This is a genomic window from Bacillus sp. RC251 (genome assembly GCF_044908765.1).
Lineage (GTDB): Bacteria > Bacillota > Bacilli > Bacillales > Bacillaceae_G > Bacillus_A > Bacillus_A wiedmannii.
Map to the genome: position 1 here is coordinate 98,015 of NZ_JBIYDP010000002.1, position 14,183 is coordinate 112,197.

Below are 14,183 nucleotides of genomic sequence, written 5' to 3' on the forward strand. Positions count from 1 at the left end.
AGAGTGAAGTATGAGAGTGCTCTTGAAAGTAGTTATTGCTGTCCATTAGAGCGGGATTAAAAGCGACTTTTCGTGCTGAAATAAGAAGGAGATGTTTATGTATGTTAGAAAAAGAGGCTTTGGTAGAATCATACCGCGGACAGTTACAAGTCGTTTTAGAAAGCAAAGTAGAAGAGTTTCACATGTTCGGTTATGACCGAGTAACAGATGATGATATTTGGAAGTTTCTTAAAGTGAAGAAGTGGAAAAAAATAAACAGTGATGTTAGATTATATGAATTAGTAAATGATGTATTAAGAGTAAGTACTAATGAATATATGAATTATTTAACTGTTGAAGCATATCAAGCGCCACTTTGGTCATTTGATGAATATGAAAATAAATAACCGACTGCAATTGGTTTGTTCTTCCTTTTGCAGTATAATGATAGGTATTGATAATGAGGAAATAATTATGTCTAAGATTATATATAAAGGGGGTAGTGAAGAGAAAAAATAAATAATGAAAGTGTAGGTATTGTGAAAAACTTACCGACACAGCTAGTGATGAACTAGCAAAATTATAGAAAGGAAGTCTACTAACTAGGCGTATGCACACGTGTAAAAGTAAATCGTAAGAGATTTATTTAAAGTGTTAGTAGCAGAAAGAGGGTACATATGGCAAAGCGTGGTACGAGAATTGCCGCCTTTTTCCTCATCGTTTTATTAATCGGTGGAGTAATTGGTGCGGCAGGAAAAGACATAGCAAAAGGAATTAGTCTAGGACTAGACCTTCGCGGTGGTTTTGAAATTCTGTATGAAGTAAAACCAGCCAAAAAAGGTGATAAAATTGACCGAGAGGCACTTGTAAGTACAGTAGGTGCTCTTGAAAACCGTGTCAATGCACTCGGTGTAAGTGAGCCGAACATTCAAATTGAAGGGCAAGATCGAATTCGCGTACAGCTTGCTGGTGTACAAGATCAGCAAAAGGCACGTGAAATGTTATCAACACAAGCGAAATTAACATTCCGTGATGTAGATGACAATCTTCTTATGGATGGGGCGGATTTAAAAGGCGGCGGAGCGAAGCAAACATTTGATGATAAAGGTCGTCCAAGTGTTGGACTTACGTTAAAAAGCGCTGAAAAATTCCGTGGAGTAACAGAAAAGATTTCAAAAATGCCACCACCAACGAATTTAATGGTAATTTGGCTTGATTTTGAAGAAGGAAAAGATTCGTATAAAGCAGAATCAGCAAAACCGAATCCGAAGTTTTTATCAGCAGCAACAGTAGAACAAGTATTTAACCAAGCTGAAGTATCTATCGTAGGTGGAAACTTCACAGTTGAAAGTGCGAAAGAACTTTCATCTTTATTAAATGCAGGTGCACTTCCTGTTGATTTAAAAGAAATGTATTCAACATCTGTTGGAGCAAAATTTGGTCAACAAGCGTTAGAGCAAACGATTTTCGCTAGTGCGATTGGTATCGCTCTTATTTTCTTATTTATGCTTGTATTCTACCGTTTACCAGGACTTGTAGCGGTTATTATGTTAGGTTTATACATTTTCGTTACATTACTTGTCTTTAACTGGATGCATGCAGTTCTTACGTTGCCAGGTATTGCGGCGTTAGTGCTCGGGGTGGGTATCGCCGTTGATGCGAATATTATTACGTACGAGAGACTGAAAGAAGAGCTGAAAATTGGTAAGTCAATGATGTCAGCATTCCGTGCTGGTAACCATCGTTCATTAGCAACAATTTTAGATGCAAACGTTACGACTCTTGCAGCAGCTGGTGTATTATTCGTTTATGGTAATAGTTCTGTAAAAGGGTTCGCAACAAGTTTAATCGTAAGTATTTTAGTCGGTTTTATTACGAACGTATTCGGTACGCGTTTCTTACTAGGTTTACTTGTAAAGAGCCGTTACTTCGATAAAAAACCAGGATACTTTGGTGTTAAGGAAAAGGATATTATTCCATTAACAAAAGGTGTAGTACATCCACCGACAAGATTTGATCGTATTAACTTCGTAAATATCGGTCATAAATTCCTTGTTTTCTCGATTGTAGTTGTAATTGCAGGTGCAATTATACTACCAATTTTCAAATTGAATCTTGGTATTGACTTTGCGAGTGGTACACGTATCGACTTGCAATCAAAACAATCAGTGACTGTATCAGATGTTCATAAAGATTTTAAAGAATTGAACATTGATGTGAAGGAAGAAAATATTGTACCTACTGGAGATGACAATAAAGGATTCGCCGTTCGTACTTTAGGTGTTCTATCAAAAGATGAAATTGCGAAAACAAAAACATTCTTCCATGATAAATACGGTACAGATCCAAACGTAAGTACAGTTTCACCGACAATCGGTAAAGAGATTGCACGAAATGCATTTATCGCAGTATTAATTGCTTCTGCGGTTATCATTTTATACGTAAGTATTCGATTCCGATTTACGTACGCATTATCTGCAGTACTTGCATTATTACATGATGCGTTCGTTATGATTGTTATATTTAGTATTTTCCAATTAGAGGTAGACTTAACGTTTATCGCTGCGGTATTAACAATCATCGGTTATTCTATTAATGACTCGATTGTTACATTTGATAGAAACCGTGAATTATACAAACAGAAAAAACGAGTTCGCGATATAAAAGACTTAGAAGAAATCGTAAATGCAAGTATTCGCCAAACGCTTGGTCGTTCAATTAACACCGTATTAACAGTGTTATTCCCAGTAATTGCGTTACTTATCTTCGGTAGTGAGTCATTACGTAACTTCTCGTTTGCGTTACTTGTTGGATTAGTTGTAGGTACGTACTCTTCTGTTTTCGTTGCTTCTCAAATTTGGTTAATGCTTGAAAACCGTCGTTTGAAAAAGGGAAAAAATAAGAAAAAGGTTGAGAAAGTAGAATCTGAACCGCAAGTATAAAAAAGATGATGTCTCTTTATGAGGCATCTCTTTTTTCGTTTGTGGATACAATAAGATAGCAACTTTTTAACAGAAGGGATATGGGAAAAACTGGTGTTGTTATCACTGTTTTTGTTATAATAAAAAGATAGGTTAAGAAAAGAAGGGATTTTAATTATGGAAAAAGATGAACGTTTTAAACAGGCCGAGTTTGGTGCTATTGTCGGGATCGTTGGTAATATTATATTAGCGATTGTAAAGGCGGTAATTGGTTATATTGGGAACAGTAAAGCGCTATTAGCGGATGCCGTGCATTCTGCATCAGATGTAATTGGTTCACTCGCTGTATTGTTTGGATTGCGAGCAGCGAAGCAACCGCCCGATGAAGATCACCCGTACGGTCATGGTAAAGCGGAATCGATTTCAGCGATTATTGTTGCAGTATTATTATTTATTGTGGGAATTGAGATAGCGATTTCGTCTATAAAAGCTTTTTCGCAGGAACTAGAACCACCGAAGGGAATTACGATTTTTGCTGTTGTTCTTTCAATTATCGTGAAAGAAGGAATGTTTCAATATAAATTCCGATTAGGGAAGAGGGTAAATAGTGATGCAATTATTGCAAATGCATATGAACATCGTTCGGATGTATTTTCTTCAATTGCAGCTTTAATCGGTATTTGTGCAGCGATTATTGGTGGTAAGCTCGGGTTAGATTGGCTTGTATATGCCGATCCAATTGCAGGATTATTTGTTTCACTTCTTGTTGCAAAAATGGCATGGAGTATTGGGGCAGAAGCAATTCATGCAACGCTTGATCATGTTCTTCATGAGGAAGATGTTGTTCCGCTTAGAGAAGCAGTACTTCAAATAGACGGTGTGAAAAAAATCGGTTCTTTATATGCAAGGGAGCATGGTCATTACGTTATTGTCGATATTAAAGTTTCTGTAGATCCATACATTACTGTAGAAGAAGGGCACCGCATTGGAAAGCATGTGAAAGAAACGCTTATGGAACAAGATAACGTACAAAATGTGTTTGTACATATAAATCCGTATTCTCCAAATTAAACATTATTAACATTTTAGTATATAGATATTGCAGCGTAGTTTGCATTATATTGTCACCCCTTAATCTGTCTTGTATAATGAACAGGTTAAGGGGTGATTTCGTGTTACAACCGAAGACGCGTTGGAAAGAAAAAGAATATAATGACGAGCGAGTGAGTGAATTAGCAAGTAAATTAAAATTATCACCACTTGTCGTTTCGTTATTCCTCGGTAGAGGACTAGATACAGAAGATAAGATTTTAGATTTTTTAAATACAGAAAATCAAGAATTTCATGATCCATTTTTATTAGAAGGAATGGATAGAACGGTAGAACGTGTCAATAAGGCGATTCAAAATGCAGAGCAAATATTAATATTTGGTGACTACGATGCGGACGGAGTAAGTAGTACGACTGTGTTATATCTTGCTTTGCAAGAATTAGGTGCAAATGTAGAATTTTATATCCCAAACCGTTTCACAGAAGGTTATGGACCAAACGAAGAAGCATTTCGTTGGGCGCATAGCGCAGGATTCTCACTAATTATTACTGTCGATACTGGTATCGCAGCAGTACATGAAGCGAAGGTAGCGAAGGAGCTTGGAATAGATCTTATTATTACAGATCACCATGAGCCACCACCAGAATTGCCAGAAGCACTTGCGATTATTCATCCGAAATTAGATGGCGGTGTATATCCGTTTCACTATTTAGCTGGTGTAGGTGTTGCATTTAAAGTTGCACATGCACTACTAGGTCGTGTACCAGAACATTTATTAGAAATTGCAGTAATTGGTACAGTAGCCGATTTAGTGTCACTTCATGGTGAGAATAGATTGCTAGTGAAGCGCGGTTTAAAACATATGCGCATGACGAAAAATATCGGACTAAAGGCGCTATTTAAAGTTGCTAACGTTTCGCAAAGTGAAATTACAGAAGAGAGCATTGGATTCTCACTCGCACCACGTATTAATGCAGTTGGCCGTTTAGAAGATGCTACGCCGGCTGTACATCTTTTATTATCAGATGATCCAGAAGAAGCGAAAGAGCTAGCTGAAGAAATTGATGAGCTGAACAAACTGCGAAAAGATATTGTAAAGCAAATTACAGAAGAAGCTATCGCTGAAGTGGAAAATAATTTCCCGCCAGAAGACAATAAAGTACTAGTACTGGCAAAAGAAGGCTGGAATCCAGGTGTAATTGGAATTGTCGCATCTAAATTAGTGGAACGTTTTTATCGTCCAACGATTGTATTATGCATTGATCCTGTAAAAGAAACAGCAAAAGGTTCAGCACGTAGTATTGCAGGATTTGATTTGTTTGCAAACTTGTCAGATTGTAGAGAGTTATTGCCACACTTCGGAGGGCATCCGATGGCAGCGGGAATGACGCTACATATGAATGATGTAGATGAATTGCGCCGCCGCTTAAATGAACAAGCAGAGGTAATTTTAACAGAAGAAGATTTTATTCCAATTACAGCTGTTGATGTCTTTTGTAAAGTGGAGGATGTAACACTGGCAGCAATTGAAGACATGCAAAAGTTAGCGCCATTTGGTGTTGGGAATCCAAAACCGCGTATTGCAGTGAAGGATGCAGAGTTAGAAAGTATTCGTGCAATCGGATCAGATGGCTCTCATTTGAAAATGGCTCTTCGCGATGGACAAGCGACACTGGATACAATCGGATTTGGATTTGGTGCGTATGCGAAAGAAATTTCTCCAGTTGCAAAGGTATCTGTAATAGGAGAAGCATCTATCAATGAATGGAATAATTTTAAGAAGCCGCAATTAATGGTACAAGATATTGCTGTAGAGGCATGGCAATTATTTGATTGGCGTAGTATGCGTAACGTAGAAGCGAATGTATCAGAACTTCCGAAAGAAAAAATAACGATGGTGTATTTTTCTGAAGAGGTATTGAATAAATTTTCTTTAGAAGACTATAAAGAGCATATGATGCATGCATCAGAAGTGACTCATTTAGACGATCAATACATCGTGTTACTTGATTTGCCAAAAGGAACAGATGAATTACGAGATTTATTTAAAGTGGGGTTCCCGTCGCGAATTTATACGCTATTTTATCAAGAGAATAATCATTTATTTAGTACTGTTCCAACGAGGGAACATTTTAAATGGTACTATTCTTTCTTGAGCCAAAAAGCACCATTTTCTTTAAGACAATATGGAGAACAACTATGTCGACATAAAGGTTGGTCAAAAGATACAGTAAATTTCATGACACAGGTGTTTTTTGAGTTAGAATTTGTTACAATAAAAGATGGCGTCATTTTTATGGCAGACAAAAAACAAAAGCGTGATTTAATTGAATCGAACACATATCGTGAGAAAATGAACCACTTACAATTAGAAAAAGAATTGGTTTATAGCACATATCAGCAACTATATACATGGTTTGAAACGATTCGTAATCATAAAGAAGTAGAACAGTTAGGGTAAAGGATTTGTATTTACAAACCTTTTAGATCTGAGGAGGATTCAGAAATATGGATTTCAAGCAACATATCGCAATTGTACCGGATTATCCAAAAGAAGGTATTGTATTTAAAGACATTACACCGTTAATGAACGACGGTAAAGCATACAAAGCAGCAACAGATGCAATCGTTGAGTATGCAAAGAAAAGAGACATTGACGTTGTAGTAGGGCCAGAAGCACGTGGCTTTATTATCGGTTGCCCAGTTTCTTATGCGTTAGAAGTAGGTTTTGCACCAGTTCGTAAATTAGGGAAATTACCACGTGAAGTAATTACAGTTGACTACGGTAAAGAATATGGTAAAGATGTTTTAACAATCCATAAAGATGCAATTAAGCCAGGTCAACGCGTATTGATTACAGATGATCTATTAGCTACAGGTGGAACAATTGAAGCGACAATTAAGCTAGTTGAAGAACTTGGCGGAGTTGTAGCAGGAATTGCATTCTTAGTAGAACTTACTTACTTAGATGGTCGTAAAATGTTAGATGGTTACGATGTATTAGTATTAGAAAAATACTAATCACTATATAGGTAAAACTACGGTGATAAAAAGTACCCGTGAATCTCTTGGAGAGGAGCGGGTACTTTTGTATAATTGCACAAAAAAATAAGGTGAAATGTCAGTAAAATCTTTTCCTTTTCACAATTCACAATCATTAGGTTATAATGATAGAATATAATTTATTCTACTTAATTAAGATAAAGTCAATTTTCAATAAAAGGTGATTCGATGGCAAATGAGCAGGTACTAACAGCTGAACAGGTACTCGAGAAAGCAAGTCAATATTTAGCAGATGAAGATATTGAGCTAGTGGCACGTGCCTATGAATATGCACGTGATGCGCATAGCGAACAATACAGAAAATCGGGTGAACCGTACATTATTCATCCAATTCAAGTTGCAGGTATTTTAGTTGATTTACACATGGATCCAGCTACAGTATCAGCAGGTTTCTTACATGATGTAGTGGAAGATACAGAAATTACATTAGAAGATATTGAACGGGAATTTAATAAAGAAATTGCTATGCTTGTCGATGGTGTAACAAAGCTCGGAAAGATTAAATATAAATCTCATGAGCAACAACAAGCAGAAAACCATCGCAAAATGTTTATTGCAATGGCTCAAGATATTCGAGTTATTTTAATTAAACTAGCTGATCGTCTTCATAACATGCGTACATTGAAACATTTGCCTCAAGAGAAGCAGCGTCGCATTGCAAATGAAACGTTAGAAATCTTTGCACCTTTAGCACATAGACTCGGAATTAGTACTATTAAATGGGAGCTAGAGGATACGTCACTTCGCTATTTAAATCCACAGCAATACTATCGTATTGTAAATTTAATGAAGCGTAAACGTGCAGAGCGTGAAGAATATTTAGACGAAGTAATGACTGGTATTCGTGAGAAATTAAAAGAAGTTGCAATTCAACCTGAGATTTCTGGAAGACCAAAGCATATTTACAGTATTTATCGTAAAATGGCACTGCAAAATAAACAGTTCAATGAAATTTACGATTTATTAGCTGTACGTGTCGTTGTAAATAGTATTAAAGATTGTTATGCGGTACTTGGAATTATTCATACGTGCTGGAAGCCGATGCCAGGTCGTTTTAAAGATTATATTGCGATGCCGAAAGCAAATCTATATCAATCTCTTCATACGACTGTAATTGGGCCGAAAGGTGATCCGCTTGAAGTGCAAATTCGTACGAAAGAAATGCATGAGATTGCAGAATTCGGAATCGCGGCGCACTGGGCGTATAAAGAAGGAAAAACAGCAGAAACAACAGGTACATTAGAGAAGAAACTTACATGGTTCCGTCAAATATTAGAATGGCAAAATGAAGCTTCTAATGCAGAAGAGTTTATGGAGTCATTAAAAATTGATTTATTCTCGGACATGGTATTCGTCTTTACACCGAAAGGCGACGTAATGGAATTGCCACTTGGATCTGTTCCGATTGACTTTTCGTATCGTGTCCATTCGGAGATTGGAAATAAAACAATTGGTGCAAAAGTAAACGGCAAAATGGTGACGCTTGATTATAAATTAAAAACTGGTGACATCATTGAAATTTTAACATCGAAACATTCGTATGGGCCAAGTCAAGACTGGGTGAAACTTGCTCAAACATCTCATGCGAAAAACAAAATACGTCAATTCTTTAAGAAGCAACGTAGAGATGAAAATATTGAAAAAGGCCGTGAACTTGTTGAAAAAGAAGTGCGTAGCCTAGAGTATGAGATGAAAGAAGTGTTAGCTCCTGACAATTTAAAACGTGTTGCCGAGAAGTTCAATTTTGCAAATGAAGAAGATATGTTTGCAGCAGTTGGATATAGCGGGATTACAGCGTCGCAAATTGTTACGCGACTAACGGACAAATTCCGTAAGCAACGTGAAGAAGAAGAAATCGTTGAAGTTAAAGAAGTTCGTAAACCGATGAAAATTCGAAAATGGGATTCTGGCGTTAAAGTAAGTGGTGCGGATAATTTATTAATTCGTTTATCAAAATGCTGTAACCCGGTTCCAGGTGATGATATCGTTGGGTATATTACGAAAGGCCGAGGTGTATCGATTCACCGCCGTGATTGTGTAAATGTTCATACAGAAGAAGCTATAGAACGTTTATTGGAAGTAGAGTGGGAAGGTAGTCCTGAAAAAGAAATTGAGTATAACGTTGATATTGAAATTTCAGGTTACGATCGCCGTGGCTTATTAAATGAAGTATTACAAGCTGTTACAGAGACGAAAACGTATATTTCGGCAGTTTCTGGTAGAAGTGACCGTAATAAGATGGCGACAATTAATATGTCAATCTCTATTCGTAACTTACAGCACTTGAAAAAAGTAGTAGAACGCATTAAACGTGTTCCAGAAATTTATGCAGTACGACGCATGATGCATTAATAGGGAGTGTAGAAAAGATGAGAGTTGTTTTACAACGATCAAAAGAAGCGTCTGTCACAGTAGACGGTGAGATCGTAGGACAAATTCCGTTCGGTTTAACATTACTAGTTGGCATTACGCATGAAGATACAGAAAAAGATGCAACCTACATTGCAGAAAAAATTGCGAACTTACGTATTTTTGAAGATGAGAGTGGAAAGATGAACCATTCTGTACTTGATGTAGAAGGACAAGTTCTATCAATTTCGCAATTCACATTATACGGAGATTGCCGCAAGGGAAGACGTCCCAACTTTATGGATGCTGCCAAACCTGATTATGCAGAGCGTTTATATGATTTCTTTAATGAGGAAGTTCGTAAGCAAGGATTGCATGTAGAAACAGGGAAGTTCGGAGCAATGATGGATGTTTCTTTAATCAATGATGGTCCGGTGACCTTAATTGTGGATAGTAAATAGTGTTGCTTAAAAAAGAGGGGATTATATAATCCCCTCTTTTTTATACATTGTTGTATGTTTTGTTCATTTATCTCGCTATTTTTGGGAGATCCACTGCCCGTCGAAGCCTGATTAGTGAGGGCTAATAATGAGTGGCGATGGACAAAACCCTTATTCATTAAAGTTTCACTTTATTTGGAATCAATAGCTGTTTCAATTATGTATAACTCTTTCATCAATATGGAACAATAAAAAGTAAAACATCTATATTGAATGTGAGGGATATACGTATGCGTATGAATGAAAAAGGGCATTCTGTTACAAATGGTGCAAATCAACTGTTTAACGTAAATTTTCATGATTTTATTTCAAAAGAGCAAAACAATACTTCAATGGAGCTTGCTTCTGAGTTTGGGATTTCTCTTCAAGATGTAAAGCGCCTAAAGAAGCAGATTGAACGCTCTTAGAGTACTTGACAATCCTACTCAACAAACGTATAGTAATTTTATATTTACATATGAATATAACCGTTGATAGAGAAGAGTAAATGAGACACACATGGAAAGAGAAGAAATGTCTTAGGCTGAAAACATTTCTGCATGATGACTGATTGAATGACACTCTAGAGGTTTCAACTTGAACGGCATATATGCTTAGTAGGGAATGAACGCACATTTAAGCGTTATTAAAAAAGTGGAAGCATACGTGCTTCAATTAGGGTGGCACCACGGGTATAATACTCTCGTCCCTACTGTTCAAACAGTAGAGGCGGGAGTTTTTTATTTTTATTAAGATTAAAACAATTTGAGGAGGAACTGAATATGTCTATTCAAATCCCACGCGGAACGCAAGATATTCTTCCAGGTAGCGTTGAGTTATGGCAGTATATCGAAGGACAAGCACGCGAAATTTGCCGTCGTTACAACTATAAAGAAATTCGTACACCAATTTTTGAACACACTGAGCTATTTTTACGTGGTGTTGGTGATACGACAGATATCGTACAAAAAGAAATGTACTCATTCCAAGATCGTGGAGAGCGCAGTTTAACATTACGTCCAGAAGGTACTGCACCTGTTGTACGTTCTTACGTTGAAAACAAAATGTTCGGTGATGCAACACAACCAACGAAATTATACTATATTGGTCAAATGTTCCGTTACGAAAGACCACAAGCAGGTCGCTATCGTCAATTCGTACAATTCGGTATTGAAGCAATCGGTAGTAACGATCCTGCGATTGATGCAGAAGTAATTGCACTTGCTGTAGAGTTTTACCGCGGCATGGGCTTAAAAAATATTAAAGTTGTATTAAACAGTTTAGGTGATGCGGCGAGCCGTCAAGCGCACCGCGATGCGTTAATCGCACACTTTGAGCCACGTATCGGCGAGTTCTGTTCTGACTGTCAATCTCGTCTAGAAAAGAACCCTCTTCGTATTTTAGATTGTAAGAAGGACCGTAACCATGAATTAATGGGAACAGCACCATCTATTACAGAATACTTAAACGAAGATTCAGCAGTATACTACGACAAAGTTCAAGGACTATTAACGATGATGGATGTTCCGTTTGAAAAAGATCCGAACTTAGTACGTGGTTTAGACTACTATCAACACACTGTTTTTGAAATTATGAGTGAGGCAGAAGGTTTCGGTGCTATCACTACATTAAGCGGTGGTGGCCGTTACAACGGACTTGTACAAGAAATCGGTGGACCGGAAATGCCAGGTATCGGTTTTGCGATGAGTATCGAACGTTTAATTATGGCGCTAAAAGCTGAAAACATCGAATTACCAATTGAACATAGTATTGATTGTTATGTTGTAGCGCTTGGTGAAAAAGCGAAAGACCATGCTGCGAAAGTTGCGTTTGATCTTCGTAAAGCTGGATTATCAGTTGAAAAAGATTATTTAGACCGTAAAATGAAAGCACAATTTAAATCAGCAGATCGTCTAAAGGCGAAATTTGTAGCTGTATTAGGGGAAGATGAGCTAGATAAAGGCATCATTAACTTAAAAGATATGGCAACAGGCGAACAAGAAGAAGTAGCATTAGATGTATTTGCTTCATACGTAGCAGAGAAATTAATATAGGGGGAACTTACAGTGGCTGAAAGAACACATGCATGTGGAAAAGTAACAGTAGAAGCAGTTGGACAAACCGTTCAATTAAAAGGTTGGGTACAAAAACGCCGTGATTTAGGTGGATTAATCTTTATCGACTTACGTGACCGTACAGGTATCGTGCAAGTTGTATTTAACCCAGAAACATCAAAAGAAGCGTTAGAAATAGCAGAAACTATTCGTAGTGAATACGTATTGCACGTAGAAGGTACAGTTGTTGAGCGGGGTGAAGGCGCAATTAATGACAATATGGCAACGGGTCGTATTGAAGTACAAGCAACGAAAGTAAACGTATTAAATGCAGCAAAAACAACGCCAATCATTATTGCTGATGATACAGATGCATCAGAAGATGTGCGTTTAAAATATCGTTATTTAGACTTACGTCGTCCTGCAATGTTTAACACATTCAAAATGCGTCACGACGTAACGAAAACAATTCGTAACTTCTTAGACACAGAAGAGTTCTTAGAAGTGGAAACACCAATTTTAACGAAGAGTACACCAGAAGGAGCTCGTGACTATTTAGTACCAAGTCGTGTACATGATGGTGAATTCTATGCGTTACCACAGTCTCCACAATTATTTAAACAGCTTCTTATGGTCGGCGGATTTGAGCGTTATTATCAAGTAGCACGTTGTTTCCGTGACGAAGATTTACGTGCAGACCGTCAACCAGAATTCACGCAAATCGATATCGAAGCTTCATTCTTAACACAAGATGAAATTTTAGATATGATGGAGCGCATGATGACGAAAGTTATGAAGGATGCAAAAGGTGTAGAAGTGAGTGCACCATTCCCTCGTATGAAATATGCTGATGCAATGGCTCGTTACGGTTCTGATAAGCCAGATACACGCTTTGAAATGGAACTAACAGACCTATCTGAATTTGCAGTAGGTTGTGGTTTTAAAGTATTTACAAGTGCTGTAGAAAGTGGCGGACAAGTAAAAGCAATTAATGCAAAAGGTGCTGCGAGCAAATACTCTCGTAAAGATATCGATGCATTAACTGAATTCGTAAAAGTATACGGTGCAAAAGGTCTAGCTTGGCTTAAAGTGGAAGAGGACGGCTTAAAAGGACCGATTGCGAAATTCTTCGGTGAAGAAGAAGCAAACGCGTTAATGGCTACATTAGAAGCTACTGCTGGCGACTTATTACTATTCGTAGCAGATAAGAAGAGCGTTGTCGCAGATAGCTTAGGTGCACTTCGTTTACGTCTAGGTAAAGAGCTTGAGTTAATCGATGAAAGTAAATTTAACTTCCTATGGGTAACGGATTGGCCACTTCTTGAGTACGATGAAGATGCAGATCGTTACTTCGCAGCTCACCACCCATTCACAATGCCATTCCGTGAAGATGTTGAGCTATTAGAAACAGCACCAGAAAAAGCACGTGCACAAGCATATGACCTTGTATTAAATGGCTATGAGCTTGGTGGTGGATCACTTCGTATTTACGAGCGTGACGTACAAGAAAAAATGTTCAAAGCACTTGGATTCTCACAAGAAGAAGCACAAGAGCAATTCGGATTCTTATTAGAAGCATTCGAATACGGTACTCCACCACATGGTGGTATCGCATTAGGTTTAGACCGTCTTGTTATGTTACTTGCAGGCCGTACGAACCTTCGTGATACAATTGCATTCCCGAAAACAGCAAGCGCAAGCTGCTTATTAACAGAAGCTCCAAGCCCAGTTGCAGAAGCACAGCTTGAAGAGTTAAACTTAAAATTAAGCTTAAAAGAAGAGAAGTAAGAATAAAGTCTAGATGGTTATACTATAGCCGTCTAGACTTTTTTTGAGAGGTTGTTTAAAAAGTTCGGTTTAGATAACTGTCGCATCTCATCGTTACGTATGCTAGTCCGGTGCTCGAGTAGTACTCTTACACTGCGCTCCTCCTAGCACACGTGCCTCGATCTGCTCGGTTCTCTAAATCCTCCTTTTTAAGCGTATATTGAAAGGGTTGTTTAAAAAGTCCGGTTTAGATAACTGTCGCATCTCATCGTTACGTATGCTAGTCCGGTGCTCGAGTAGTACTCCTACACTGCGCTCCTCCTAGCACACGTGCCTCGATCTGCTCGGTTCTCTAAATCCTCCTTTTTAAACGTATATTGAAAGGGTTGTTTAAAAAGTCCGGTTTACACTATGTTTTTATTCTCGAAATATGTATTTTTAGGAATTCTATAACTTTTTCTATACAAATAGTCGGAAAAACGCTAGAATACATGATAGACCATTTTTGTAATAGGAGTGT

General features: G+C 37.7%; 10 protein-coding genes and 1 other annotated feature. All 10 genes read left to right on the forward strand.

Annotated elements, in window-relative coordinates:
* Positions 1 to 101 precede the first annotated feature (101 nt).
* On the forward strand, positions 102 to 386 hold the full coding sequence (locus ABH961_RS10375; protein ID WP_048541411.1) for a post-transcriptional regulator: 285 nt from the start codon (positions 102 to 104) through the stop codon (positions 384 to 386).
* A gap of 270 nt (positions 387 to 656) precedes the next feature.
* Entirely contained in the window at positions 657 to 2,921 is a 2,265-nt protein-coding gene (gene secDF, locus ABH961_RS10380; protein ID WP_098847184.1) for a protein translocase subunit SecDF, read from the forward strand.
* A gap of 156 nt (positions 2,922 to 3,077) precedes the next feature.
* Positions 3,078 to 3,971, forward strand: a complete 894-nt coding sequence (locus tag ABH961_RS10385) for a cation diffusion facilitator family transporter (RefSeq protein ID WP_048541414.1) — start codon at positions 3,078 to 3,080, stop codon at positions 3,969 to 3,971.
* A gap of 101 nt (positions 3,972 to 4,072) precedes the next feature.
* Complete coding sequence (gene recJ / locus ABH961_RS10390) at positions 4,073 to 6,412, forward strand: single-stranded-DNA-specific exonuclease RecJ (protein ID WP_098079993.1); 2,340 nt, start codon at positions 4,073 to 4,075, stop codon at positions 6,410 to 6,412.
* A gap of 47 nt (positions 6,413 to 6,459) precedes the next feature.
* Positions 6,460 to 6,972: an adenine phosphoribosyltransferase gene (locus tag ABH961_RS10395; RefSeq protein ID WP_000346221.1), complete on the forward strand. Its 513-nt coding sequence runs from the start codon at positions 6,460 to 6,462 to the stop codon at positions 6,970 to 6,972.
* 210 nt (positions 6,973 to 7,182) lie between these two features.
* Positions 7,183 to 9,366 (forward strand): GTP diphosphokinase, encoded by a 2,184-nt coding sequence (relA, locus tag ABH961_RS10400; RefSeq protein ID WP_001262796.1) that lies wholly within the window; start codon positions 7,183 to 7,185, stop codon positions 9,364 to 9,366.
* 17 nt (positions 9,367 to 9,383) lie between these two features.
* Complete coding sequence (locus ABH961_RS10405; RefSeq protein ID WP_001266955.1) at positions 9,384 to 9,824, forward strand: D-tyrosyl-tRNA(Tyr) deacylase; 441 nt, start codon at positions 9,384 to 9,386, stop codon at positions 9,822 to 9,824.
* Between the two features lie 269 nt (positions 9,825 to 10,093).
* A complete protein-coding gene (locus ABH961_RS10410; protein WP_001242605.1) occupies positions 10,094 to 10,270 on the forward strand; it encodes a hypothetical protein in 177 nt (58 codons plus the stop codon).
* Between the two features lie 54 nt (positions 10,271 to 10,324).
* Positions 10,325 to 10,556, forward strand: a binding site (T-box leader).
* 68 nt (positions 10,557 to 10,624) lie between these two features.
* Positions 10,625 to 11,896 (forward strand): histidine--tRNA ligase, encoded by a 1,272-nt coding sequence (gene hisS, locus ABH961_RS10415; protein WP_048541569.1) that lies wholly within the window; start codon positions 10,625 to 10,627, stop codon positions 11,894 to 11,896.
* Positions 11,897 to 11,908: 12 nt separating this feature from the next.
* Positions 11,909 to 13,684, forward strand: a complete 1,776-nt coding sequence (gene aspS, locus ABH961_RS10420; protein WP_046958824.1) for an aspartate--tRNA ligase — start codon at positions 11,909 to 11,911, stop codon at positions 13,682 to 13,684.
* The last annotated feature ends 499 nt before the right edge of the window (positions 13,685 to 14,183 follow it).